22 protein-coding genes are annotated in these 24,415 nt (G+C 68.6%); 13 read left to right on the top strand and 9 right to left on the bottom strand.

Features of this window, described 5'->3' with window-relative positions:
* Window positions 1–9: 9 nt before the first annotated feature.
* Window positions 10–210, top strand: a complete 201-nt coding sequence (locus tag ACV22V_RS15390) for a hypothetical protein (RefSeq protein WP_448014477.1) — start codon at window positions 10–12, stop codon at window positions 208–210.
* Window positions 207–1,331 carry a sigma-54 interaction domain-containing protein gene (locus ACV22V_RS15385; RefSeq protein ID WP_448014475.1) on the top strand — a complete coding sequence of 375 codons (1,125 nt, stop codon included), beginning with the start codon at window positions 207–209 and terminating at the stop codon, window positions 1,329–1,331. The genes ACV22V_RS15390 and ACV22V_RS15385 overlap by 4 nt, the downstream gene beginning before the upstream one ends.
* Before the next feature lie 165 nt (window positions 1,332–1,496).
* On the opposite strand, the gene ACV22V_RS15380 is transcribed toward ACV22V_RS15385, so the two are convergent.
* Window positions 1,497–2,693 (bottom strand): collagen-like triple helix repeat-containing protein, encoded by a 1,197-nt coding sequence (locus ACV22V_RS15380; protein WP_448014473.1) that lies wholly within the window; start codon window positions 2,691–2,693, stop codon window positions 1,497–1,499.
* A 341-nt stretch (window positions 2,694–3,034) separates the two neighbouring features.
* Between ACV22V_RS15380 and ACV22V_RS15375 the strand changes: the two genes are divergently transcribed.
* The 3 genes from ACV22V_RS15375 to ACV22V_RS15365 all read left to right on the top strand — a co-directional run bounded on the left by ACV22V_RS15375 (window position 3,035) and on the right by ACV22V_RS15365 (window position 7,496).
* The gene (locus ACV22V_RS15375) at window positions 3,035–4,744 is read left to right on the top strand and encodes a dihydroxyacetone kinase family protein (protein WP_448014472.1); all 1,710 of its coding nucleotides are present in this window, start codon (window positions 3,035–3,037) and stop codon (window positions 4,742–4,744) included.
* A gap of 129 nt (window positions 4,745–4,873) precedes the next feature.
* Window positions 4,874–6,262, top strand: coding sequence for an MFS transporter (locus ACV22V_RS15370; protein ID WP_448014471.1), 1,389 nt, complete (start codon window positions 4,874–4,876; stop codon window positions 6,260–6,262).
* A 301-nt stretch (window positions 6,263–6,563) separates the two neighbouring features.
* Window positions 6,564–7,496, top strand: a complete 933-nt coding sequence (locus tag ACV22V_RS15365) for an MBL fold metallo-hydrolase (RefSeq protein WP_448014470.1) — start codon at window positions 6,564–6,566, stop codon at window positions 7,494–7,496.
* A 202-nt stretch (window positions 7,497–7,698) separates the two neighbouring features.
* Here the strand turns inward: ACV22V_RS15365 and ACV22V_RS15360 are convergent, their stop codons facing one another.
* The 8 genes from ACV22V_RS15360 to ehuR form a co-directional block, all read right to left on the bottom strand.
* On the bottom strand, window positions 7,699–9,093 hold the full coding sequence (locus ACV22V_RS15360) for an aminotransferase (RefSeq protein ID WP_448014468.1): 1,395 nt from the start codon (window positions 9,091–9,093) through the stop codon (window positions 7,699–7,701).
* A 20-nt stretch (window positions 9,094–9,113) separates the two neighbouring features.
* On the bottom strand, window positions 9,114–10,592 hold the full coding sequence (locus ACV22V_RS15355; RefSeq protein WP_448014465.1) for an NAD-dependent succinate-semialdehyde dehydrogenase: 1,479 nt from the start codon (window positions 10,590–10,592) through the stop codon (window positions 9,114–9,116).
* A 123-nt stretch (window positions 10,593–10,715) separates the two neighbouring features.
* Window positions 10,716–11,186 (bottom strand): Lrp/AsnC family transcriptional regulator, encoded by a 471-nt coding sequence (locus ACV22V_RS15350; protein ID WP_059530774.1) that lies wholly within the window; start codon window positions 11,184–11,186, stop codon window positions 10,716–10,718.
* A gap of 13 nt (window positions 11,187–11,199) precedes the next feature.
* Window positions 11,200–12,237 carry a N(2)-acetyl-L-2,4-diaminobutanoate deacetylase DoeB gene (gene doeB, locus ACV22V_RS15345; protein WP_448014464.1) on the bottom strand — a complete coding sequence of 346 codons (1,038 nt, stop codon included), beginning with the start codon at window positions 12,235–12,237 and terminating at the stop codon, window positions 11,200–11,202.
* A 4-nt stretch (window positions 12,238–12,241) separates the two neighbouring features.
* Window positions 12,242–13,450 carry an ectoine hydrolase DoeA gene (gene doeA / locus ACV22V_RS15340; RefSeq protein ID WP_448014462.1) on the bottom strand — a complete coding sequence of 403 codons (1,209 nt, stop codon included), beginning with the start codon at window positions 13,448–13,450 and terminating at the stop codon, window positions 12,242–12,244.
* Window positions 13,451–13,460: 10 nt separating this feature from the next.
* Window positions 13,461–14,465, bottom strand: coding sequence for a cyclodeaminase (locus ACV22V_RS15335; protein ID WP_448014461.1), 1,005 nt, complete (start codon window positions 14,463–14,465; stop codon window positions 13,461–13,463).
* Window position 14,466: 1 nt separating this feature from the next.
* Window positions 14,467–15,438, bottom strand: a complete 972-nt coding sequence (gene eutB / locus ACV22V_RS15330) for a hydroxyectoine utilization dehydratase EutB (RefSeq protein ID WP_448014459.1) — start codon at window positions 15,436–15,438, stop codon at window positions 14,467–14,469.
* Window positions 15,439–15,546: 108 nt separating this feature from the next.
* Window positions 15,547–16,959 (bottom strand): MocR-like ectoine utilization transcription factor EhuR, encoded by a 1,413-nt coding sequence (gene ehuR / locus ACV22V_RS15325; protein ID WP_448014458.1) that lies wholly within the window; start codon window positions 16,957–16,959, stop codon window positions 15,547–15,549.
* A 394-nt stretch (window positions 16,960–17,353) separates the two neighbouring features.
* Here ehuR and ACV22V_RS15320 point away from each other — a divergent pair, with 394 nt between their 5' ends.
* The 8 genes from ACV22V_RS15320 (at window position 17,354) to ACV22V_RS15285 (ending at window position 24,373) form a co-directional block, all read left to right on the top strand.
* On the top strand, window positions 17,354–17,833 hold the full coding sequence (locus ACV22V_RS15320) for a MarR family winged helix-turn-helix transcriptional regulator (RefSeq protein ID WP_448014457.1): 480 nt from the start codon (window positions 17,354–17,356) through the stop codon (window positions 17,831–17,833).
* Entirely contained in the window at window positions 17,830–19,980 is a 2,151-nt protein-coding gene (locus tag ACV22V_RS15315; RefSeq protein WP_448014455.1) for an FUSC family protein, read from the top strand. The genes ACV22V_RS15320 and ACV22V_RS15315 overlap by 4 nt, the downstream gene beginning before the upstream one ends.
* Before the next feature lie 34 nt (window positions 19,981–20,014).
* Window positions 20,015–20,227, top strand: a complete 213-nt coding sequence (locus ACV22V_RS15310) for a DUF1656 domain-containing protein (protein WP_044849171.1) — start codon at window positions 20,015–20,017, stop codon at window positions 20,225–20,227.
* A gap of 2 nt (window positions 20,228–20,229) precedes the next feature.
* Window positions 20,230–21,183, top strand: coding sequence for an efflux RND transporter periplasmic adaptor subunit (locus ACV22V_RS15305; protein ID WP_448014453.1), 954 nt, complete (start codon window positions 20,230–20,232; stop codon window positions 21,181–21,183).
* The gene (locus tag ACV22V_RS15300; protein WP_448014451.1) at window positions 21,180–22,679 is read left to right on the top strand and encodes an efflux transporter outer membrane subunit; all 1,500 of its coding nucleotides are present in this window, start codon (window positions 21,180–21,182) and stop codon (window positions 22,677–22,679) included. Before ACV22V_RS15305 ends, ACV22V_RS15300 begins: the two co-directional genes overlap by 4 nt.
* 176 nt (window positions 22,680–22,855) lie before the next feature.
* Window positions 22,856–23,281: a TOBE domain-containing protein gene (locus ACV22V_RS15295; RefSeq protein ID WP_448014449.1), complete on the top strand. Its 426-nt coding sequence runs from the start codon at window positions 22,856–22,858 to the stop codon at window positions 23,279–23,281.
* 16 nt (window positions 23,282–23,297) lie between these two features.
* Window positions 23,298–23,888 (top strand): nitrogen fixation protein NifQ, encoded by a 591-nt coding sequence (locus ACV22V_RS15290; protein ID WP_448014448.1) that lies wholly within the window; start codon window positions 23,298–23,300, stop codon window positions 23,886–23,888.
* A gap of 119 nt (window positions 23,889–24,007) precedes the next feature.
* Entirely contained in the window at window positions 24,008–24,373 is a 366-nt protein-coding gene (locus ACV22V_RS15285; RefSeq protein WP_448014446.1) for a bleomycin resistance protein, read from the top strand.
* The last annotated feature ends 42 nt before the right edge of the window (window positions 24,374–24,415 follow it).

The following is a 24,415-nucleotide window of genomic DNA, read 5'->3' as shown; positions in this document are numbered from 1 at the left end:
TCGAACGCGATGACATCGAATCCGCTGTCGCGACAGCGCGCTTCCGCGCCGTTGCATCCTGCGCAGCAATCCGGCTTTCGTTATCAGAAATCGATGTTTCCCGTGCGGCGCAAAACACTGAACACTCTGCTGATCAAGCAGCAACCGGACCGCGGCGCCAGTCGACGCTGGTTCGAACCGTTCGATCGACTCACGCCTTCATCGCCATGACTTCCCTGTTTGCCACGCCACGTCCGGTCAACCTTCGTGTCGTCACCGCGCAGCCGGACGAATCGCGCGGCGCGCCCGTTCTCGAGCGCTCCACGCACCATGCGCGAGCCCGCACCCGCACGCCCGTGTTCGTCGATCCGCGTTCGCTTGCGCTGCTCGAACGCGTGCGGCTCGTCGCGCCGAGCGACGCGAACGTGCTGATCGTCGGCGAGACCGGCACCGGCAAGGAGTTGATCGCGCGCCACGTGCACGACGTCAGCCATCGCGGCGGCGGCCCGTTCGTCGCCGTGAACTGCGGCGCGCTCTCCGACACGCTCGTCGACAGCGAACTGTTCGGTCACGAGAAAGGTGCATTCACGGGCGCGGTCGGCGCGAAGCCCGGCTGGTTCGAAGCCGCGAACGGCGGCACGCTGTTTCTTGACGAGATCGGCGACCTGCCGCTGTCGATGCAGGTCAAGCTGCTGCGCGTGCTGCAGGAGCGCGAGGTCGTGCGGCTCGGCTCGCGCACGGGCATTCCGATCGACGTGCGCGTGGCGGCCGCGACCAACGTCGACCTGCAGCAGGCGGTGGCGGACGGACGGTTTCGCGCCGACCTGTTCTACCGGCTCAACGTCGTGCGGCTCGACGTGCCGACGTTGCGCGAACGGCCGGGCGACATCCTGCCGCTCGCGCGCCACTTCCTCGACGAATACCGCAGCCGCGTCGGCCGCGGGCCGCGCAGCATCGACCCGCGCGCGGCGCGCCGCCTCGAAGCGCATTCGTGGCCCGGCAATATCCGCGAACTGGAGAACGTGATCCATCACGCGCTGCTGGTGAGCCGCCACGATGCGCTGCAGGACACCGACCTGAACTTGTCGACGTCATGCGTGCGGGCCGTGGTTGCCGGCGCGCGGGAAGCGGCGGGCCGCGTGCCCGGTCAGGAAGCGCTCGAACTGGCACTGTGCGCGCTGTTCGACGAGCCGCACGAGAACCTGTTCGAACGCATCGAGGACACCGTGATGCGGGTCGCGTTCGACTTCAGTCACCGTAACCAGGTGCAGGCCGCGCGACTGCTCGGCATCAGCCGCAATGTGCTGCGTGCGCGGCTGATTCGCGCGAAGGCGATCGCGGCGCTCAAGTGAGCGCGATCGCGCGGCAGCACGCGGCGCCGCGTGTCGGCGATGCGGGCGCCCGACGCTTCGGCTTGTGGCAATTCATCGGCGGCATGGACCGGTAAAGCCGATGCGCTGCTCGCCTCCGCCACGGCGAGCAGCGCGTGGTCCAGCCGCTCGCCGTGCGGTACGCCACTATTTCCCGACGCCGCCCGTCACGCCGCCGAGCAACGACGTAACGGGCGCGAGCGGATTCGCCGAGGAACCGACGCCGCCCGCCGCGCCACCGAGCGTGCCGGTGACCGTCGACACGAGATTCGTCACCGGCGCCAGCGGGCTTGCCGCACCGGCACCGGTCGTGCCGCCGAGCGCACCGGTCAGCGACCCGAGCGGCGTCGAGCCGAGCCCCGACAGCACGCCGCCGAGCGGGCCGGACGCGCTCGAACCGTTCGACGGACCGTTCTGCACGGTGGTGATGGACGCGCCCGCGAGACTCACGATCAGGCCGGGAATCGGCGCGACGCCGTTCGGGCCGTTGTAGTTCACGAGTCCACCCGCGTTCGTGACGGTATTGCCGAGCGCGCCGACGAGCGTTCCCACCGCGCCGACGGCCGGCTGCGACGAAACGGACCCCATTCGCGAGCCCGTCGTCGCCAGCGTGCTACCGACTTGTCCGAGCAGACCGGCCACCGGCTGCCCGAGGCCCGTGGTCGCGCCAATCTGCTGCGTCGCCTGGCCGGCCGTGATGACGAGCGGCGTGACGGCCGAGCTGAGCGGCTGCGTGACCTGTTGCACGGCGCCCGACGCCAGCGTCGCGCCGACCGTGTTGCCTGCCGTGCCGAGTCCGCCGGCCACGGTGTCGAGCACCGCGCCGACGGGTGTCGTCACCGGCGCGAGCGGCGCCAGCGGCCCCGAGCCGACTGCGCGGACGGTCTGCGCGAGGCCCGCGACCGGATTCGCCGTCGCGCCGACAACGTCGCCAAGGCCGGCGACCGTCGTGCCGACCGGGTTCGAGGTCGAACCGATCTTGCCGAGCCCGTTGCTGAGCGCATCGGTCGCGGCGCGCGAAATCGTGCTGACGCTCGAGATCGTGTCGCCTGCGCTGCGCGTCACGGTATTCCCGAGTACCGGCAACGATATCGCGCTGACGGTCGAGCCGACGCCGATCGCGAGCGCGCCGGCGGTGCTCACGACGCCACGGGTGCCGGGGGCGCCGCTGGTGCCCCAGCCCCCGTCCGAGGTGTTGCTGCCCGGCGTATTGCCGCCGACGGTTGCGCCGCTGGTGCTCGCGTTCGCGCTCGACGGTGCGGCGACGTCGTTGCCGCCACAGGCGGCCAGCATGCCGGCGGCGGCGAGCAACGCCGCGGACGTGACAATGCGGGTTCGATACATGGTGGTCTCCTCGCGGTCCGGGCGATGGAAATGTTCGGTTGAGGACCGGGGAAGAAACAGCATTTTCCATGCCATTGGCGCCAGGTGAACGGGGCTTCCCGCCGCAACGCCAGCCTTCACGCGCCCGTGCGAGTGCTGCCCGCAATCATGGACGATACGTTTCGGCCCCCATGAGCGGCTCTGTTTTCGTTACATTCGTGCTACGAATGCTTCGATGTTACGTAACGCCGGCCGCGCGGCGCGCCACCTTCGGGGTGCGCCGTCTACCATCCAAAGTTCGAAGCCCCACGGCACCGCATGCGTGCCGCCGGGCTTCGTCCCACCGTCAGGAACCCGTTGCCATGAAAAAGCTCGTGAACCACCCGTCCGATGTCGTGCGCGAAATGCTCGAAGGCATCGCCCGGCAGTCGCCGCATGTCGCGATCCTCGGCGACGAGCAGGTGCTCGTGCGCCAGCCGTTGCCCGAGCCGTCGCAGCGCCCCGTCGCGATCCTGTCCGGTGGCGGCAGCGGCCACGAGCCCGCGCACGGCGGCTATGTCGGCGAAGGGATGCTGAGCGCGGCCGTCTGCGGCGAGGTGTTCACGTCGCCGCCGACCGACGCCGTGCTCGCCGCGATCCGCGCGTGCGCCGGCCCGAACGGCGCGCTGCTCGTCGTGAAGAACTACACCGGCGACCGCCTCAATTTCGGGCTGGCCGCCGAACTTGCGCGCGCCGAGGGCATTCCCGTGGAGACCGTGATCGTCGCCGACGACGTGTCGCTGCGCGGCCGCGTCGAACGCGGGCAACGACGCGGGATCGCGGGCACCGTGCTGATCCACAAGCTGGCCGGCGCGGCCGCCGCGCGCGGGTTGCCGCTCGCCCGCGTCGCGGCAATCGCGCGCGACGCGGCCGCCGAACTCGGCACGATGGGCGTCGCGCTCGACGGCTGCACGATCCCCGGCGCCGACAAGTCGGGGTTCAGCCTCGCCGATCACGAGATCGAGCTCGGCCTCGGCATCCACGGCGAGAAAGGCGTCGAACGCACCGCGCCGCTGCCGGCCGACTTGCTGGTCGAGACGCTGCTGTCGAGCATCGTCGCCGATCTCGTGCTCGATCGCGGCGAACGCGTCGCGCTGTTCGTCAACGGTCTCGGCGCGACGCCGGACATGGAACTGGCGATCGTGCTGCGCGCCGCGTACGACAACCTCAGCCAGCGCGGCATCGCCGTCGCGCGGGCATGGGCCGGCACGTTCCTGTCGGCGCTGAACATGCCCGGTTGCTCGATCTCGCTGCTGCGGTTGAACGACGAACGCGCCGCCCTGCTCGACGCGCCGACGCAGGCGCGCGCATGGCCCGGCGGCGGCGCGATCAACGCGCAGATCCGGGTGGCCGCGGCAGCCGCGCCCGACCAGCCGCTGCCGCCGCTCGATGCGGCCGGCCATGCGTGGGCAGCACGGCTGCAGCCGGCGCTGCACGCGGTCGCGCAAGCGTTGATCGACAACGAAGCGACGCTGACGGAGCTCGACACGGCCGCCGGCGACGGCGATCTCGGCGCGAGCATGTATCGCGCCGCGCAGGCGATCCTCGCGCTGCCGGAAGCCGCATACGGCACGCCGGCCGGCATGCTCGCGGCGCTGGGCACCGCGTTGCGTCGAGCGATCGCGGGCAGCTCGGGACCGTTTTATGCGACCGCGCTGCTGCGCGCGTCGCGGCGCCTCGCCGATGCCTCGGATACCGCCGCACCGTCGGCGCGCGACTGGGCTGCGGCATTGCGCAGCGCGGTGGATGCGATCTCCGAACTGGGCGGCGCACGTGCCGGCGACCGGACGATGCTCGATGCGCTGGTGCCGGCCGCCGATGCGTTCGATCGCGCGCTCGATCATGATCGCGACCCCGCCGGCGCATGGGCGCAAGCCGTCGACGCGGCGGAACACGGCGCGCAGCGAACGGCCGGCATGACGCCGCGCGCGGGGCGTGCGAGCTATCTCGGCGAACGCGCGATCGGCACGCCGGATGGCGGCGCGGTGGCGGTCGCGTACTGGCTGCGCGCGTTGCTGCCGCACGTGCGGTAAACAGCGACCACGGCACGGGAAAACCCCGATCCCCACATCGTCCTATGACATCGGGCATCGCTAATTGGCGGGATTACTTTGATCCTCGTCGGCGCCCGCCCGGGCGCACGCTGATAGCGAGGACCCCTCATGCGATACGTGCCATCGTGGACTTCCGTTTCCGCCGCCACGTCCGTTCCGGACGAGACGGCTTCCCGCGGCGACGAGCCGCACTGCCTGCCGCGGGTCGCGATCGCGGCCGCCGCCCTCGGCAATGCGACCGAATGGTTCGATTACGGCATTTACGCGTACGGACTCGCCTACATCTCCGCCGCGCTGTTTCCCGGCAACACGGCCAGCGCGACGCTGTTCGCACTCGGCACCTTCGCGATCTCGTTCCTGATCCGCCCGCTCGGCGGCCTGTTCTGGGGCCCGCTCGGCGACCGCCTCGGCCGCAAGCGCGTGCTCGCGCTGACCGTCCTCACGATGTCGGGCGCGACCCTGCTCGTCGGCGTGCTGCCGACGTACGCGAGCGCCGGCTGGCTCGCGCCGGCCGCGCTGATCGTGCTGCGCATGGTGCAGGGCTTTTCAACCGGCGGCGAATACGGCGGCGCCGCGACCTTCATCGCCGAATACGCACCGGATTCGCGACGTGGCCTGTGCGGCAGCTTCCTCGAATTCGCGACCCTCGCCGGCTTCTCGCTCGGCGCGCTGCTGATGCTCGGCTTCGCGCTGCTGCTCGGCGACACCGCGATGCATGCGTGGGGATGGCGCCTGCCGTTCCTCGTCGCGGCACCGCTCGGGCTGATCGGCTTCTATCTGCGTTCGCGCCTCGAGGAAACGCCCGTGTTCCGCGAACTCGAGGAGCAGGCGCAGCGGCGCGAGCAGAGCACCGCCGCCGCGGCGCTGCCGATCGGTCAGCTGCTGGTGCGCTATGCGCGGCCACTGTTGCTGCTCGGCGGGCTCGTCGTCGCACTGAACGTCGTCAACTACGTGCTGCTCGCGTACATGCCGACCTACATGCACAAGGAGCTCGGCGTCAGCGAGAACATGTCGTTGCTGATTCCGCTGATCGGCATGCTCGCGATGATGGTGCTGCTGCCGTTCGCCGGCTGGCTGTCTGATCGCGTCGGCCGCAAGGCGATGTGGTGGATCTCGCTGGTCGGGCTGTTCGTCGCGGCCGTGCCGATGTTCACCTTGATGACGCACGGCGTGCTCGGCGCATTCGTCGGCTTCGCGGTGCTGGGCCTGCTGTACGTGCCGCAGCTCGCGACCATCTCCGCGATGTTCCCGGCGATGTTCCCGACCCACGTGCGGTATGCGGGCATGGCGATCGCGTACAACGTGTCGACGTCGCTGTTCGGCGGCACCGCGCCGATCGTCAACGACTGGCTGATCGGCAAGACCGGCAATGCGCTGATTCCCGCGTATTACATGATGGCGGCCTGTGCGATCGGGCTGGTGGCGCTGTCGGGCGTGATCGAGACGCGCGGATGCTCGCTGCGCGGCGAGACGGTACCCGGGCGACAGCCGGGTTGATACCGGATGCGGCGCGCACGCCGCTCCCATAAACGGCATCCCTTGCATCGCCCGCTGTCCGACGACGGACGGCGGGCGATGTGCATTTCAACGCCATGAACCCGGCGGCGGATTGTTGTCGCGAGGACAACACGATGTTCGCAGGCGCGGTGCTTCAGGCGTTCGCCGGGCCTCCCTACAATCGCCGACATGCTCGATCGGCATGCGCGCGACACGAAAAGCGCGTCATGCGCGATCGTGCGCGAACCGCGCTGCGCGGCGCGGCGCGGAAGACCCCACTCGATGAAGAGGACGATTGAACATGAACGGATCAATCCACAACGTGCGGCCGGTAACGACCCCGCTGGGCAAGGAAGCGGCTGGTGAACTCGTTCCATCCCGCTACGCGGTGCGCATCGGCGATGTCGACGTCGTGCTGATCAGCGACGGCGTTCTGCCGCTGCCGACTTCCACGATGTCCACCAATGTGAGCGAGGCGGACCGCAACGAATGGTTCGACGGACGGTTCCTGCAACGCGACATGTTCGACTGGGCGCTGAATATCGCGCTGGTGCGCAGCGCCGATCGCCTGATCCTGATCGACTCGGGCGTGGGCGACGGCTTCGAATACTTCACGCGCGCGGGACGGTCGGTGATGCGTCTCGAGTCCGCGGGCATCGATCTCGCCGCGATCACCGACATCGTGATCACCCACATGCATATGGATCACGTCGGCGGCCTGAACGTCGACGGCGTCAAGGCCCGGCTGAGCCCCGACGTGCGCATTCACGTGTCGGCCGCGGAATTGGAATTCTGGAAGAATCCGGACTTCAGCAAGACGGTGATGCCGGAAACCGTCCCACCCGCGCTACGCAAGGCCGCGGCGCGATTCGTGGAGCTGTATCGCGAGCACATCGTACCGTTCGACCACACCGTGGAAGTTGCGGCCGGCGTATCGGCGCGCGTGACCGGCGGCCATACGCCGGGACACTGCGTGGTCGATATCGCATCGAACGGCGAACGACTGACGTTCGCGGGCGACGCGATCTTCGAAGTGAACTTCGACCATCCTGACTGGCAAAACGGCTTCGAGCACGATCCGCAAGCGGCTACCGACGTCCGGATCGCACTGTTCAACGACGCCGCCGAAACCGGCGCGATGCTGGCCGCGGCGCATGTCGCGTTTCCGTCGATCGGCCACATTGCGAGAGACGGCGACGGCTTCCGTTTCGTCCCTGTCGTGTGGGACTACTGAGTGACGCGGGGCACGCAGTGGGCGCCGTGCGGACCGTATTGACGATGGTCGAGCGATCGCCGCCGTTCTTGCAGAGATGGTGATGCGTCATGGCAAGAAGCACCGCTTTCGCGACTGATCCCCGTGAAGCAAAAACGCCGCCGCACTTCCGTGCGACGGCGCCACTTCGCGCGCTCGCGCGCGCATCGGACCCGCAGGAAACTCAGGCGACGCTCGAAACATTGCGCTCCGCGACCTCGTCCACCGCTTCCTTCACGATACCGACGATCTCGTCTGCTTCGGCGCGCGTCATCACGAGCGGCGGTGCGAAGCCGAGAATGTCGCCGTGCGGCATCGCGCGCGCGATCACGCCACGCTGCAGCGCCGCGGCCGATACCTGCGCGCCGATCTTCAGCGCCGGATCGAACGGCGTGCGTGCGTCCTTGTCGGCCATGAACTCGAGCGCCGCCAGCATCCCGACGCTGCGGACCTCGCCGACGAGCGGATGCGCGCCGAACGCGTCACGCAGCTTCGCGCCGAAATACGCGCCCACTTCGGCAGCGTTGCCGACCAGATTCTCGCGTTCGAGGATCGCGAGGTTCGCGAGTGCGGCGGCCGCGCACACGGGGTGGCCCGAATACGTCCAGCCGTGCCCCATCGGCCCGTGCGCCTGCGAGCCGCGCGCGATCACGTCCCACACCTTCTCGCCGACGATCACGCCCGACAGCGGCGCATACGCACTCGTCAGCCCCTTCGCGACCGTGATCAGATCGGGCGCGATCTCGAAGTGCTGCGCGCCCATCTTCGAGCCCAGGCGCCCGAACCCGCAGACGACTTCGTCCGAGATCAGCAGGATGTCGTGCTTGCGCAGCACGGCCTGGATCGCGGGCCAGTAGCCGGCCGGCGGCTCGATGATGCCGCCCGTGCCCATCACCGGCTCCGCGATGAACGCGGCGATCGTGTCGGCGCCTTCGCGCGCGATCAGCTTTTCGAGTTCGTCGACGCAGTACGCGACGAACTGCGCTTCGCTCATGCCGGCCGGCGCCTTGCGATACCAGTGCGGACACACCGTATGCTTCACGCGATCGATCGGCAGGTCGAAATGCTGGTGGAAGCTCGGCAGGCCCGTGAGGCTGCCCGTCACGATGCCGGAGCCGTGATAGCCGCGCTCGCGCGAGATGATCTTCTTCTTGTTCGGGCGGCCGAGCACGTTGTTGTAGTACCAGACGATCTTGACCTGCGTCTCGTTCGCGTCGGAACCCGACATCCCGTAGTAAACCTTCTTCATCCCGGCCGGCGCCCAGTCGATGATGCGCGACGACAGTTCGATGATCGCATCCGACGAGTGGCCGACATACGTGTGGTAGTACGCGAGCTGCTTCGCCTGCGCGTACATCGCGTCGGCGACTTCGGTGCGGCCGTAGCCGATGTTCACGCAGTAGAGGCCGGCGAACGCGTCGATATAGCGCTTGCCCTGGTGATCCTCGATGTGAATGCCTTGCGCGCCGCGCACGATCTTGCCGGGCAGCGCGCCGGTCTCGTGATCGTATGCGTGCGTCGACGGGTGCATGAAGTGGGCACGGTCCTCGCGCAGCAATGCGTCGATCGATTGTTTCATGATGGGCTCCTTTGAATGGGTCAGGCCGTCGCCGGGACGGGCAGGCCGAGATTGCCGAGGCAGAAATACTTGGTTTCGGTGAACGGTTCGAACCCTTCGGCGCCGCCTTCGCGCCCGAGGCCCGACGCCTTCATCCCGCCGAACGGGATCGGCGCGCCGGTGAATTTCACGCCGTTGACCGACACCATCGCGAAGTCGAGCCGTCGCACGAGCTGGAAGATCGTGTCGATGCGCGTCGCGCACACGTAGGCGGCGAGGCCGTATTCGGTGTCGTTGGCCTTGTCGACCACTTCGTCGAGCGTGTCGAACGCACACACCGCCGAGATCGGCGCGAAGTTCTCCTCGTCGTACACGCGCATGCCGGGTGCGGCATCCGCGATCACGGTCGGTTCGTAGAACCAGCCGCCGAGCGCGTGCGGCCGCCCGCCCGTGACGATGCGCGCGCCGCGTGCACGTGCGTCGTCGACGCGTGCCGCCGTCGCGTCGAATGCTGCCTGGTGCATCAGCGGACCGACGTCGACGTCCGGCTCGAACGCCGGGCCGGTTTTCAGTTCGCGCACCGCGTTCGCGTAGCGGTTGACGAATGCTTCGTAGAGCGGGCGCGCGACGAAGATCCGGTTCGCCGCGCAACAGTCCTGGCCGGAGGTCTGGAACTTCGCGCCGACGGCGATCCGCACCGCCTGCTCGAGGTCCGCGTCCTCGGTCACGATGAACGGCGCGTTGCCGCCCAGTTCGAGCGCGATCTTGCGAATGCCGGCCTTGGCGGCGGTCTCGGTGACGAGCCGCCCGACGCGCGTCGATCCGGTGAAGCTCACCGCGCGCACGCGCGCATCGCCGACGAGCGTTTCCATCGCCATCTGCGGTTCGCCGAGCACGACGTTGAACACGCCGGCCGGGAAGCCAGCCTCGTCGGCGAGCTGCGCGAGCGCGAGCGCCGAAAACGGCGTTTCGTGCGCAGGCTTCACCACCACCGCACAGCCGGCCGCGATCGCGGCGGCGGCCTTGCGCGTGATCATCGCGGCGGGAAAATTCCACGGCGTGATCAACGCCGCGACGCCGACGGGCTCCATCAGCGTGCCGAGATGCGCGCCGTCGATATGCGTCGGGATCGTGCGGCCCGCAACGCGCTTCGCCTCGTTTGCGAACCACTCGACGAAGCTCGCCGCATAACGGATCTCGCCGCGCGACTCGGCGAGCGGCTTGCCCTGTTCGAGCGACAGCAACGCGGCGAGATCGTCGAGATGCCGCAGGATCAGCGCATGCCAGCGCAGCAGCGCCGCGCTGCGCACGGCTTGCGGCGTCCAGCGCCACGTGTCGAACGCACGCTGCGCGGCGTCGACGGCCGCGACGATCTGTGCGCGCTCGAGCATCGGCACATGGCCGATCACGGCCTGATCGGCCGGGTTCACGACGGCGACCGTCGCGGCACTGTCGCTGTGGATCCAGCGACCGTCGACATAGCACGTCGACTTGAACAGAACGGGGTGTCCGGGCAGCATGCTGCGTCTCCTCGTTTGGGTGGGCACGAGCTTCATTCTGTCGTGCCGCCGGCTGCGGAAATTTCGGTTTCGGCGCTCACGCCTTGCGGTTTTTTCCGTATTGGCCCGCGTTCGCGCGAAGTTTCAGTGCCAGTCCGGCGCGCCGCCCGATTCGCACTTCACGACCTTCGTCACGACGTACGTGAAGTAGCGCTCGATGCCGAGGTCGTCCATCAGCAGACCATCGATGAAGCGCTGGTAGTGGTCGATGTCGCGCGCGACCACGTGCAGCACGTAGTCGACGCCGCCGCCCGTCGCATAGCACTGCGCGACTTCGGGCGCCGCGCTCACCCGGTCCTCGAAGCGCCGCATGTCGGGCGCGGTATGACGCGACAGCGTCACCTCGACGACGATGCGGCTGCCCGAGAACGTGCCGATCCAGTCGACGTCCGCGCGATAGCCGCGGATCACGCCGCTTTCCTCGAGCTTGCGCACGCGCTCCCACGCGGGCGAGATCGACAGGTTCACGGCCTCCGCGAGCTTCGACTTCGTGATGCGCCCGTCGCGCTCGAGGATGCGCAGGATCGCCAGGTCGTATCGGTCGAGCTTGATCACGTCGTGCGCATCCTCATGCGGCCACCGGAATGTTGCGCTCGACGATGTCGGCGACCACCGCGATCGTGTCGCCGGCCTGCACGATGCCCGGGAAGTGCCGGGCCGCGAGCAGACCGCGCCGCCGCGCGACGTATTCGACCGGCGCGACGCCCGTGCGGTCGATGTCGTGCACGCGCGCGAGCACGTCGCCCGCGTCGACCTCGCTGCCGAGATCGCGGCACATCTCGAGCAGCCCGCGATGCTCGCTGGTCGTGAAGCACGAGCCGTCCGGCATGTCGAGCAGCGTGGTCGTGCGTGGCGCGCCGCGCGTGTGGCCGCGCTCGCCGTCGACGTTCGCGAGCACGCCCGCATGCGCGAGAAAGCCGCGCACGCCGCGCTCGGCGATCGCGACGCTCGCGGCCGTCGACGATCCGCCGCCGCCGAGCTCGGTCGACACGAACACCTTGCCGGCCGCCTCGGCCGCGGTGTCGAAAAGCCCGACGCTGTCGAGCTCCAGCATGCGCATCGAGTACGGCGCGCCGAACGCGCGCATCGCGCGTTCGCAGCGTGCTTCCTGGTCGCGATCATCCAGCACGTGGATCGCCGCGAACGGCACGAAATCGAGCGTGCGGCCGCCCGCATGGATATCGAGCACGTGCGTCGCGAGCGGCAGCAGATGCCGCTGGAAATAGTCGGCGATCTTCTCGGTGACGGTGCCGTCCGGACGCCCCGGAAAACTGCGGTTGAGGTTGCCCGCATCGATCGGCGACGTGCGGCAGCCGGCGCGAAACGCCGGGTAGTTCATGAACGGCACGACGATCACGCGGCCGGTCACGTCGGCCGCCTTCAGCGAGCCGGCGAGTTTCGACAGCGCAACAGGCCCTTCGTATTCGTCGCCGTGGTTGCCGCCGGTCAGCAACACCGTCGGCCCGTCGCCGCGCTTCACGACGGTCACCGGAATCATGATCGCGCCCCACGCGGAATCGTCGCGCGAGTAAGGCAGCTTCAGAAAGCCATGCTGTTCGCCGTCCGCGTCGAAATCGACGGTCGGCGTGATCGGAGAAGCACGCATCGTCCTACTCCTTCACGAACAGCTTGCGCGGCACGTTGCAGAACGTCTCCACGCCGGTCTCGGTGATCAGGATGCTTTCGGTGATCTCCAGCCCCCAGTCGTCGAGCCACAGTCCCGGCATGAAATGGAACGTCATGCCGGGTTCGAGCACCGTGCGATCGCCCGGGCGCAGACTCATCGTGCGCTCGCCCCAGTCCGGCGGATAGCTCGCACCGATCGGGTAGCCGCAGCGGCTGTCCTTCTCGATGCCGGCACGGCGCAGGACCGCGAAGAACGCATTCGCGATGTCTTCGCATACGTTGCCGGGCTTCGCGGCGGCGAGCCCCGCCTCGATCCCCTCCACCACCGCGCGCTCGCCTTCGACGAAGTGCGCGGGCGGCTTGCCGAGATAGACGGTGCGCGACAGCGGGCAGTGATAGCGGCGGTAGCAGCCCGCGATCTCGAAGAACGTGCCCGCGCCGCGCGCGAATGTCGTGTCGTCCCAGGTGAGATGCGGCGCGGCCGCGTCGGCGCCGGTCGGCAGCAACGGCACGATCGCGGGATAGTCGCCGCCGAAGCCGTCCGCGCCGCCTATCCCGGTCGCATAGATCTGCGCGACGAGATCGCTCTTCTTCATGCCGGGCTCGATCGTGTCGACGATATGCGCATGCATGCGCTCGACGATCCGCGCGGCGACACGCATGTACTCGATCTCGCGCGGCGACTTCACCGCGCGCTGCCAGTTCACGAGCGCCGTCGCATCGACCCAGCGCGCGGCCGGCAGGTGCTTCTGCAGCGACGCGTACGCCGCCGCGCTGAAGTAGTAGTTGTCGAGTTCGACGCCGATGCGCAACATGCTCCAGCCGCGCGCGGCGATCACCTCGGTCGACAGGAAGTCCATCGGGTGACGGGCCGTCGACTGCACGTAATGATCAGGATAGCCGACGATGTCGTCGTGCGCCATGAACACGGTGCGCTTCGCGCCATTCGCGTCCTGGCCGCGGCCGTACCAGACGGGCTCGCCGTCCATCGGCAGCAGCACGCACTGGTGCACGTAGAACGACCAGCCGTCATAGCCGGTGAGCCAGGCCATGTTGGTCGGGTCGGTGACGATCAGCAGGTCGATGCCGGCCCGCTGCATCGCCGCGCGCGTCTTCGCGATGCGCGCGGCATACTCGCTGCGCTCGAACGCAAGGCGCGGCGCGGCTTCGTGGGTTTCGATGACTGCGGACATCTGTCTCCTCTCAAGTCGTGAGGTCGTTGTGAAAAATCGTGCCCACCTCGGCCGCGCGGGCGCGCTGCAGCGCGAGCACGGCAATGGCGGTGTCCTGCGCGCCGGTGCCGGTCAGGTCGCAGATCGTGATGTCGTCGCGATGGGTGCGGCCCTCGCGCTGCCCGGCGATCACTTCGCCGAGTTCGGGAAACACCGCGTCGGCCGCGACCGCACCGGCGGCGATCGCGTGCGCGAGTTCGCCGGCCACGCGGGTCTGCTGCAACCGGTCGCAGAAGTAGCGCGCCGCGCCGAACACCGACGGCGCGAGTTCGGTCTTGTAGTCGGCGTCCGAGCCCATCGCCGTCACGTGCAACCCCGGATGCAGATCCTCGGCGTGCACGAGCGGCTCGCGGCTGGGGGTGGTCGTTACCGCGACGTCCGCGTCGGCGAGCGCTGCATGCACCGAGCGCGCGACAACCGCGTCGATCCCGTGCGCGGCTCGCACGTCGGCCGCGAAGCGCGTGGCACGCTCGGCGTCGCGCGCCCAGACCGTCACGTGCGCGATGTCGCGCACGAGCATCAGCGCGTCGAGCTGCAGCCGCGCCTGTTCGCCCGCACCGATGATCGCCGCGCGGCGTGCATCGGCGCGCGCGAGCCGGCGCGCGGCCACCGCGCCGGCCGCCGCGGTGCGCACGGCGGTCAGGTAGCCGTTGTCGAGCAGCACAGCCTCGGTCAGGCCGGTGCGCGCGGACAGCACGAGCATCAGCCCGTTCAGGCTCGGCAGCCCGAGCGACGGGTTGTCGAAGAAGCCGGGACTGACCTTGATCGCGAAGCTGTCGAAGCGCGGCAGATACGCGGTCTTCACATCGACCTCACCGTGCCGCGCCGGCAGCGCGAGATTGAGGATCGGCGGCATCGCGACCGCATCGGTCGCGAGCGACGCGAACGCGGCCTCGACCTGGTCGATCGCGGCGAGATCGAGCGGGACCAGTGCGCGCAGTTGCGCCTGTCCGAGCAGCGTGACGGGATGGGCCATGTCAGTTCTCCGAAACGAGCCGGCGATGCACGGCCATGTCGATGTTCGCGCCGCTGACGATCACGACGATCGGGCCACTGCGATCTCTGTGCGCGATCCGTTCATCCAGCACGGCGGCGATGCCGACCGCACCCGCGCCTTCCACCACCAGACGCTCTTCGCGATACGCATGCGCGACGCCACGCGCGATCGCCGGCTCGTCGAGCAGCACGACGTCGTCGGCCAGCGCGCGCGTCATGTCGAACGTGTAGCGGTTGTCCAGGCCGATGCCGCCGCCGAGCGAATCGGCAAGCGTCGGCTGTTCATCGATGTCGACCGGTCGTCCGGCCGCGAGGCTCGCGTGCATCGCTGCGCCGCGCGCCATCGACACGCCGATCACCTCGATCGCGGGGCGGATCGCCTTCGCGGCAAACGCGACGCCGCTGAACAATCCGCCGCCGGACAGCGGCACGACGAGCGTGCACGTATCGGGCAGCGCTTCGAGAATCTCGACGCCGATCGTCGCCTGTCCGGCGATGATGCGCGGATCGTCGAACGGCGGCACGTACGTGTAGCCTTCGTCGCGCACGAGGCGCCGCGCCGCGGCCTGCGCATCGTCCTGGCTGTCGCCGGCGATCACGACCTGCGCGCCGAGCGCGGCGACCGCGTCGACCTTGTTCGCCGGCACGAGCGACGACATGCAGACGGCTGCCTCGATGCCGAACGTGCGCGCCGCATGCGCGACCGCACGGCCGTGATTGCCGGTCGACGCGGTGACGACGCGCGTCACGCGCCGTGCCGCGAGTTCGGCGAGCGCGTTGGTCGCGCCACGCAGCTTGAAGCTGCCGGTCGGCTGCAGCGTTTCGAGTTTGAGGTGGACGGATGCGCCGACCCGCGCGGACAACGCGGCAGACGCGACGAGCGGCGTGACGCACGCATGCCCGGCGATGCGTCGGCGCGCGCGGTAGACGTCGGACAGCGACAGAAGGGACATGGATCGCACGCCTCATCATTGATGTAGTGCGATCCAGTCTAATGTTCCAAATTGCGCTTTCGAATGTCCTGATACATTGTGCGTCGCTGGCACGACGCCCGCTTCGCTTCAGTGAAAATCGTGCACGTGCGGATACTGCTCGAACACGCCCGCGATCGTCGCGAGCGCGGCATTGCATGCGGCATCCGTCGTCTCCGCACCGATGCACACGCGCACCGCGTTCGGCCGCTCGGTGCCGCCGACGAGGAACGGATCGGGCGACGTCACGGCGATCTTGCGGGTGCGCAATTCGCGCACGAGCCGGTCGGCCTTCCAGTAGTCGGGCACGCGCAGCCACGCGGACAGCGCATTCGGATGCGCACCCAGCACATACGGGCCGAGCGTGGCCTTCACCATGTCCTGGCGCACCGCGAGCCGTTGCCGCTGCAGTTCGACGAGCCGTCGCGCGGTGCCGTCCGCGATCCAGCGCGTCGCGATCTCCGCGATCGGTGACGTCGCCATCCAGCTGCTCACGCGCAGCACGCTCTCGACGCGCAGCGCGAGCCGCCTCGGCATCGCGAGATAGCCGGTGCGCAGCCCGGTCAGCACCGATTTCGTCATGCTCGTGCAGTAGAAGCCGAGGTCCGGAATCAGGCTCGCGATCGGCGTGGCCGTCTTCGCGGGCAGCGGGCCGTATACGTCGTCCTCGATCACGTACACGCCGTAGCGCGACGCGATGCGCGCGATCGACTTGCGGCGCGAATCGGACATCATCGATACCGTCGGGTTATTGAGGGTCGGCGTGCAGACGAGCGCACTGATTCGCTCGCCGTCGCACATTTCCTCGAAATGTTCGGGACGGATCCCGTGTTCATCCATCTCGAGCCCCTTCAGCGTAAACCCGAGCACGTTCGCGGAGCCGATCACGCCGTGGTCGGTCAGGCTCTCGCACAGCACGGTGTCGCCCGGCCCGACGATCGACGCGAGCGCGAGAAAGATGCCGTGCGCGGCACCATTCGTGATCAACAGCGATTCGGGATGAATCGGCAGATTCAGCGACGCGAGCCATGCGGCACCGGCCTCGCGATGCGCATCGAGGCCCGCGATCGGCCGGAACGAGCGGATCCACGGCTGGTCGTCGGCATCGGCCAGCGCCGCACAGACGGCCCGCCACGCGGCGTCGTGCTCCGGCGTGTGCACGATGCGCGCGATCGAGAAATCGACCAGTTCGCGCTCGGCCGTATCGAGGATGTAGTTCGACATCGATTCGGTCACGCGCGCGGCCACGAAGCTGCCGCGCCCGACTTCGCAGCGGATCAGGCCCTGTCTTTCGAGTTCCTTGTAGGCATTGGTGACGGTCTGCACGCTGACGCCGAGACTCGACGCCACGTCGCGCTGCGGCGCGAGCCGCGCGCCCGGTGCAAGGGCGCCGCTTTCGATGTCGGCGGCGATCGCCTTCACGAGCCGCTTGTATTTCGACTCGATGCCGTGCACCGCGCCGATCGCGTCGTGCCAGCGCGCCGATACCTCGGTCCGTCCCATCTCGATGTCTCCGTCGTTGCTTCCGCATGGTCGCTCAGAAAGACACCCGGAGATTATTGTCCTAGTGCAATCGCGTGCGGAGCCAGGACGGTACGATGCGCATCGCGCGATCCCGGTCGGTCGGCACGGCCGGTACGCGATTATCCAGGTCGCATTTTTCTTACAAAGCCCCTACAACCCACGCTTGACCGCCGCGTGCGATCGCCGCGTTCGATCCGGATTGCACGCGACACATGAGGATCCGCCGGTCGCTTGCAACGTGACAGCTTGACCGGCGCCGGATCGACCGCCTAAATTGCTCGTTACAGGTCGACGCCCCGGGCGTGCGGCATGACATGCGGGTGACAAAAACGATAGTTTGCTATCGAATGTTTTTACCCCTATCATCTCGCCCATGACCAATCTGCACGACCTCCGCCTCGCCGTCAGCAGCCTGCTGGTGCTCACCGCGCGCAAATGGCGCCGCACGAGCGACACCGTGCTGACCGCGTACAACGTGTCCGAAGCCTGCGCGACGCCGTTGCTGATTGCCGGTCGCCTCGGCGAAGGCGTGCGCCAGGGCGCCCTCGCCGAACACGTCGGCATCGAGGGGCCGTCGCTCGTGCGCCTGCTCGACCAGCTGTGCGCGGCCGGCCTCGCTCGCCGCGACGAGGATCCGCACGACCGCCGCGCGAAGACGATCTCGCTGACGGCTGCCGGCCGCGCGGTCACTGCCAAGATGGAGGAAGATCTGCGCGTGCTGCGCGCCCAGGTGCTCAAGGGCGTCACCCGTGCCGATCTCGAAGCGACGCTGCGCGTGCTAAACGCGTTCAACGCGGCTGACGTGCAGCATCCGGCGACGCGTCCGTCTCACCCCGCCGATTCCGCGCCATGACCTATCCGAGCCTTCGCGACTGGCTGTTCTCGGGCAAGACGTTCGCCGCGTCGATGCTGGCGTTGTATCTCGGCCTGTATTTCCAGCTGCCGCGCCCTTACTGGGCAATGGCGAGCGTCTACATCGTATCGAACCCGTTCGTCGGCGCGACGCGCTCGAAGGCGCTGTATCGCGCGCTCGGCACCGCGCTCGGCGCGGCCGCCGCGATCCTGTTCGTGCCGCCGTTCGTCGAGACACCGTTCCTGTTCAGCATCATCGTCGCGACGTGGTGCGGCACGCTGCTCTACCTCGCGATCTCCGACCGCACCGCGCGCAGCTACGTGTTCATGCTCGCCGGCTACACGATGCCGCTGGTCGCGCTGCCGACGGTGACCGATCCGTCGACGATCTTCGACGTCGCGATCGCGCGGACCGAGGAAATCGTGCTCGGCATCGTGTGCGCGAGCGTGGTCGGCAGCGCCGTGTTCCCGAACCGGCTCGCGCCGACGCTGATCGAGCGCACCGATGCATGGTTCAAGGACGCGGCGTTCTACGGTCGCGAGACGCTGTCGGGGCACATCGCGGGCAAGGCGCTGTCGGCGTGCCGGCAACGCCTCGCCGCGACCATCACCGGCCTCGAATTCCTGCTGAGCCAGTTGAGCTACGACCATGCGCACCCGCGCGTGCTCGCCCGTGCGCAGGCGCTCGCGGGCCGCATGCAGCTGTTCCTGCCGCTGATGTCGTCGCTCGCCGATCCGCTGATCGCGCTGATGCGCGACCTGCACGTGCGGCCACCGGTACTCGACGCGCTGCTCGCCGACGCGGCAAAGTGGTTCGACGCGCCGTTGCCGGCCGTGAAGACCGGCACCGACGGCGACGTGGCGCACGATCCGGTCGCGGACAATCTGCGCGAGCGCATTGCGTCGCTGCAGCCGTCCGACAGTGCCCTCGCGAGCTGGGACGGCGCGCTGCTGTCGAACGCGCTGTGGCGGCTGCATCAGGTCATCGACATCTGGCAGGACTGCCGCTCGCTGCGCGCATTGATCGCGAACGAGTCGGGCGTCTGGCAACCGCGTTTCCGGCACTGGCGGCTCGGCGGCACCGAACGCTTCTTCGATCGCGGGATGATGCTGTTCTCGACGCTCACCGTCGTGCTCGCGATCGTGGTCGCGTGCTCGCTGTGGATCTCGTCAGGCTGGCACGACGGCGCCGCGGCCGTCACGCTCGTGGCCGTGTCGTGCAGCTTCTTCGCCGCGCTCGACGAACCGGCACCGCTGGTGTTCAAGTTCTTCCTGTCGACGGCCGCGAGCGTCGTGTTCGCCGGGCTGTACCTGTTCGTCGTGCTGCCGCACGTGCACGACTTCCCGATGCTCGTCCTGATGTTCGCGGGGCCGTTCATCCTGATCGGCACGCTGCTGCCGCGCCCGCAGTTCAATATGGTGACGATGCTCGTCGCGGTGAACACCGCCACCTTCATCAGCATCCAGAGCGCGTACGACGCCGATTTCTTCGTGTTCCTGAACAGCAACCTCGCGGGCGTCGCCGGGCTGCTGTTCGCGTACGTCTGGACGCGCGCGACGCGTCCGTTCGGCGCGGAACTCGCGGTGCGGCGCCTGCTGCGTTCGGGCTGGGAGGACGTCGCACGCTCCGCATCGACGCAGCCGCTCGACGACCAGCGCAACCACGCATCGCGCATGCTCGATCGCGTCACGCAACTGCTGCCGCGCCTCGGCGCGTCGGACGACCACCGCCATCCGTCGATCGAGAGCTTCCGCGACCTGCGCATCGCGCTGAACGCGCTCGACCTGCGCCGCTCGCGCCGCAAGCTGACGGGCGACGTGCCCGACGCGATCGACCGCGTGCTGGCCGGCGTCACCGATCACTACACGCGCTGCGCGGCCGCGAATGCGCGACAGCCTGCACCGCCCGCGCTGCTCGCATCGATCGACGACGCGCTGCAGCGCGTGGCCGGCCGCAACCTGCCCGGCACGGCCGCCGCATCGGCGGGCGACGGCACGACGCACGCCGCTCCCGCAGCGCCGGCCACGCCCGCGACACACCGCCGGCTGCGCGACACGCTGCACGCGCTCGTCGGCCTGCGCCTGTCGCTGTACCCGGCCGCGTCCGCGCAGCCGCCGCATGCCGCACCGGACGGAGCGCGCGCATGATCCCGCTTTCCAACCTGTCTTTCCGACCGCGACCATGATCGGCGAAATCGACATCTTCGGCGTATTCGTGCCGGCTCCGCTCGTGCTGATGCTGATCGCCTACCTGATCAACATCGTCGTGCGCGCGCTGCTCGAACGCGTCGGCTTTTACCGCCTCGTCTGGCACCGTTCGATCTTCGACCTCGGCATCTACGTGTTCGTGCTTGCCGCGGTCGTCATCGTGTCTCACCATCTCGTGGCTAGCTAACCGTGAAAAAAACCTGGCTCTCGGCAGGGCAGATCCTGCTCACCCTGATCGTCGTCGTCGTGGCCGCCCTCGTACTGTGGCGGATCATCAACTACTACATGTTCTCGCCGTGGACACGCGACGGCCATGTGCGCGCCGACGTGATCCAGGTCGCGCCCGACGTGTCGGGGCTCATCACCGCGGTGCAGGTCGCCGACAACCAGGAGGTGAAGCGCGGCCAGGTGCTGTTCGTGATCGACCAGGCCCGCTACACGCTCGCGGAGCGCCTGGCCGAAGCGACGCTCGCGCAGCGTCGCGCGACGCTTGCTCAGGCGAAGCGCGAATATGCACGCAACCTGCAGCTCGGCAACCTGGTCGCCAGCGAGCAGGTCGAGGAAAGCCGCACGCGCGTCGAACAGGGCGAAGCTGCCGCCGCGGATGCGCAGGTGTCGCTCGACACCGCGAAGCTCAATCTGCAGCGCACGACGATCGTGAGCCCCGTCGACGGCTACCTGAACGATCGCGCGCCGCGCGTCGGCGAATACGTGCCGGCCGGCCGCGCGGTGCTGTCGGTGGTCGATCGCAATTCGTTCCGCGTCGACGGCTACTTCGAGGAAACCAAGCTGCGCGGCATCGGTATCGGTCAGCCGGTCGACATCGTCGTGATGGGCGAGCCGCATCCGCTGCGCGGCCACGTACAGAGCATCGTCGCCGCGATCGAGGATCGCGACCGCACGCAGGGCGCGAACCTGCTGCCGAACGTGAACCCCGCATTCAGCTGGGTGCGGCTCGCGCAGCGCGTGCCGGTGCGCGTCGTGCTCGACGAGGTGCCCGTCGACTTCCGGATGATCGCCGGCCGCACCGCGACCGTCGCGGTGCGCACCGACACGCGCCGCGACGACAATGCGAAGCCGGCCGCCGGCGCGTCCGCGGCATCCGCGCCCGCGGCCGTCAGCGCGACGGGAGCATCGCAATGAAGCGGCACGGCCTGCGCCTCGCGGCGGCACTCGCGCCGCTCGCGCTCGCACTCGGCGCGTGCAAATCCGTCGGCCCCGACTACAAGCTGCCGCAGCAGGCATACGTGAATGCGCCGCTCGCGAACCACGCGCTCGACGACGCGAACGGCACGCTCGTGTCGCGCGACGCAGTGCCCGGCAACTGGTGGCAGCTGTACGACGATCCGGTGCTCGACGAACTCGTGCGCAGTGCGCTGAAATCGAACACCGACCTGCGCGTCGCCGCGGCCAACCTCGCGCGTTCGCGCGCGGCGCTGGAAGTCGCGAACGAACAGGGCGGCTTCTCCGGCAGCGCGGAAGCAGCCGTGCAGCGCGCGCAGGAATCGGCCGAGCAATATCTGCTCGAAAACAAGTTGCCCGTCGTGAACGAAGGCGCGGTCGGCATCAGCGTGTCATACGAGCTCGATCTGTTCGGCAAGCTGCGTCGCGGCGTCGAGGCCGCGCGCGCGGACAGCGAAGCCGTGCAAGCGGCCGCCGACCTCGCGCGCATCACCGTCGTCGCGGACGTCGTGCGTGCCTACGTCGAATCGTGCTCCGCCGGCGACGAACTCGCGATCGCGAAGCAGTCGCTCGCGCTGCAGCAGCAGCGCGTGAAGCTGTCGCAGCGCCTGCGCGATGCGGGACGCGGCAACCAGACCGACGTCACGCGCGGCGTCACGCAGGTACGCACGCTCGCGGCCGACATCCCGCGCTTCGAAGGCCGCCGCAAGATCGCGCAATACCAGCTCGCCGCGCTGCTCGCGCGTTCGCCCGCCGATCTGCCGAAGGCGGTCGCCGAATGCGAGCGCCTGCCGAAGCTGCGCCAGCCGATTCCGATCGGCGACGGCGCAGCGCTGCTGCGCCGCCGTCCCGACGTTCGCGAAGCCGAGCGTCAGCTCGCCGCCTCGACCGCACGGATCGGCGTCGCGACCGCCGCGCTGTATCCATCGATCAGCATCGGCGCGTCCGCCGGTTCGGTCGGCGTCGCCGCCGATCTGTTCTCGTCCACCACGAATCGCTGGTCGTTCGGACCGCTGATCAGCTGGTCGTTCCCGGTCAACGGCCAGCGCGCGCGCGTGCGCGAAGCCGAGGCGGCGACCGGGGGCGCGCTCGCGCACTTCGACGGCGTCGTGCTGAATGCGCTGCGCGAGACGCAGTCGAGCCTCGCGACCTATGCAGCCGACGTCCAGCGCACCGACGCGCTGCGCACGGCCTACGAATCGGCGCGCAGTTCCGCTGACGAAACGCATCGGCTGTATACGGCCGGCCGCGAATCGTTCATTTCGGATCTCGATGCGACGCGCACGCTGACGAGCGTGCGTGCGCAGGTCGCCGCGGCCGAAGGTCAGGTCGCCGCAGACCAGGTGAAGTTGTTCCTCGCGCTCGGCGGCGGCTGGGAAGGCGATGTAACGGCCGCTGCGGCGCAGCAGACGTCGACGGCGGGCACGCCAGCTGCTGCGTCGGCGGCTGCGAAGTAAGCGCGCGCGGGGCGGCGTGCACGACATGCCTGCCGTCGCGCAGCATCGTGCGCCGTTTCGCATGTCCCGTATGTCGATGCCCACGTCGCGCTTGACTTGCATTGCCGGTAAACTCGTCCGCGATTTCCGCCGTTCGCTCGCCGCCCGCCGGGCGGCCCCTTTCCTGGAGAGTCATCATGCGCACCAGCGCCCGTAATCAATTCGCCGGCCAGATCAGCGCCGTCAAACCCGGTGCCGTCAACGACGAAATCACGTTGCGTACCCAGGACGGCCTCGACATCGTCGCCGTGATCACGCACGGCAGCGTCGCATCGCTCGGTCTCGCGGCCGGCGCGAAGGCCTTCGCGCTCGTCAAGGCATCGTCGGTGATCGTGATGGTCGACGTCGACGGCAGCAAGGTGTCGACGCGCAACTGTGTCGCGGGCACCGTGTCGTCGATCGCGAAGGGTGCGGTCAATTCGGAAGTCGTGATCAAGGCCGCAGGCGGCGCCGAGATCGTCGCGATCGTCACCAACGACAGCGTCGATCGTCTCGGCCTTGCGAGCGGCAAAGCCGCGTCCGCGCTGTTCAAGGCATCGAGCGTGATCGTCGGGGTCGAGTGATCCTCCGGTGATTGCAATGACGTCCGCGCTCGAGCATGCGCATCGACGCATATTGCAAGCGCTGCTGTCCGGCGCGGCCGATACTGATTCTCCGGATGCACGTCTGTTCGGTGAACTCATTGCGGCACGCGCATGTCGCAACGAGTTCGCGCTGCTCGGCCTGTCTCCCGCCCGATTGAGCTGCCTGCTTGCCCGCCAGTTTCCGCGCCTGAGTTCCGCCGATGCAGCGGCGCGCGCGCCGGCAGCCACCGTCGCACTGCTGCCGGCCGCGCACGCGCAATTCGTCGAGACGCTACATGCGCTGCTGATGCGGGATGCGCATTCCGCCGTCGCGCACGACGATGCCGACTGCGTCGCTGCAATCATCGCGCATGCGTGCCTGCGCCCCGATCACCTGTGGCGCGATCTTGGCCTTGACGGACGCGACGCGGTAACCGCGATGCTCGATCGCTATTTTCCCGCGCTTGCCGCACGCAATGTCGCGCAGTTGCGCTGGAAGAAATTCCTCGCGCAGGAAGTGGCCGCATCACTCGGCCGGCGGCCCGGGCCCGCGCCCGGATGCCCGGGCTGCGAAGATTTCGGATTCTGCTTCCCCCCGGGGCGATAATCGCGACGGCGGCCTGCGCAGCTTGCCGGTGCGCATCGTTTGACCGATGATGCGCGACATCCCATCCGCGCATTTTCCCGCGCGTTCATTCGACCGCAACGCTCACTGGAGAACCGGCCTTGACCGACTTTGCGAGTCCCAATCTGCCGTCGCGCGATTTCGAAGCCACGTCGCTGTTCTACGCGAAGCTCGGGTTCGTCGAAACCTGGCGCGACGACGGCTGGATGATCCTGAGACGCGGCGATCTGCTGCTCGAATTCTTTCCGCATCCCGGTCTCGACCCGGCCACGAGCTGGTTCAGCTGCTGTTTCCGGCTCGGCGACGTCGGTGCGTTTTTCGACGATGTGCTCGCCGCCGGCATTCCGGAACGGACGACCGGCTGGCCACGCGCGCATCGGCCGAAGCGCGAGGCATGGGGCGGCACCGTCGGCGCGCTGATCGACCCGGACGGGTCGTTGATCCGGTTGATTCAGACGGAAGACTGAGTCGCAATCGAACGACGTCGACGCGACCCCGCGGGCACCCGA

The sequence above is a fragment of the Burkholderia sp. AW33-5 genome (genome assembly GCF_053427615.1).
This window is presented reverse-complemented; position numbering and strand designations above follow the sequence as displayed.

Coding starts and splice junctions, on each gene's coding strand:
- ACV22V_RS15390 (WP_448014477.1), top strand. CDS start 10: ATGACATCGAATCCGCTGTCGCGACAGCGCGCTTCCGCGCCGTTGCAT.
- ACV22V_RS15385 (WP_448014475.1), top strand. CDS start 207: ATGACTTCCCTGTTTGCCACGCCACGTCCGGTCAACCTTCGTGTCGTC.
- ACV22V_RS15380 (WP_448014473.1), bottom strand. CDS start 2,693: ATGTATCGAACCCGCATTGTCACGTCCGCGGCGTTGCTCGCCGCCGCC.
- ACV22V_RS15375 (WP_448014472.1), top strand. CDS start 3,035: ATGAAAAAGCTCGTGAACCACCCGTCCGATGTCGTGCGCGAAATGCTC.
- ACV22V_RS15370 (WP_448014471.1), top strand. CDS start 4,874: ATGCGATACGTGCCATCGTGGACTTCCGTTTCCGCCGCCACGTCCGTT.
- ACV22V_RS15365 (WP_448014470.1), top strand. CDS start 6,564: ATGAACGGATCAATCCACAACGTGCGGCCGGTAACGACCCCGCTGGGC.
- ACV22V_RS15360 (WP_448014468.1), bottom strand. CDS start 9,093: ATGAAACAATCGATCGACGCATTGCTGCGCGAGGACCGTGCCCACTTC.
- ACV22V_RS15355 (WP_448014465.1), bottom strand. CDS start 10,592: ATGCTGCCCGGACACCCCGTTCTGTTCAAGTCGACGTGCTATGTCGAC.
- doeB (WP_448014464.1), bottom strand. CDS start 12,237: ATGCGTGCTTCTCCGATCACGCCGACCGTCGATTTCGACGCGGACGGC.
- doeA (WP_448014462.1), bottom strand. CDS start 13,450: ATGTCCGCAGTCATCGAAACCCACGAAGCCGCGCCGCGCCTTGCGTTC.
- ACV22V_RS15335 (WP_448014461.1), bottom strand. CDS start 14,465: ATGGCCCATCCCGTCACGCTGCTCGGACAGGCGCAACTGCGCGCACTG.
- eutB (WP_448014459.1), bottom strand. CDS start 15,438: ATGTCCCTTCTGTCGCTGTCCGACGTCTACCGCGCGCGCCGACGCATC.
- ehuR (WP_448014458.1), bottom strand. CDS start 16,959: ATGGGACGGACCGAGGTATCGGCGCGCTGGCACGACGCGATCGGCGCG.
- ACV22V_RS15320 (WP_448014457.1), top strand. CDS start 17,354: ATGACCAATCTGCACGACCTCCGCCTCGCCGTCAGCAGCCTGCTGGTG.
- ACV22V_RS15315 (WP_448014455.1), top strand. CDS start 17,830: ATGACCTATCCGAGCCTTCGCGACTGGCTGTTCTCGGGCAAGACGTTC.
- ACV22V_RS15310 (WP_044849171.1), top strand. CDS start 20,015: ATGATCGGCGAAATCGACATCTTCGGCGTATTCGTGCCGGCTCCGCTC.
- ACV22V_RS15300 (WP_448014451.1), top strand. CDS start 21,180: ATGAAGCGGCACGGCCTGCGCCTCGCGGCGGCACTCGCGCCGCTCGCG.
- ACV22V_RS15295 (WP_448014449.1), top strand. CDS start 22,856: ATGCGCACCAGCGCCCGTAATCAATTCGCCGGCCAGATCAGCGCCGTC.
- ACV22V_RS15290 (WP_448014448.1), top strand. CDS start 23,298: ATGACGTCCGCGCTCGAGCATGCGCATCGACGCATATTGCAAGCGCTG.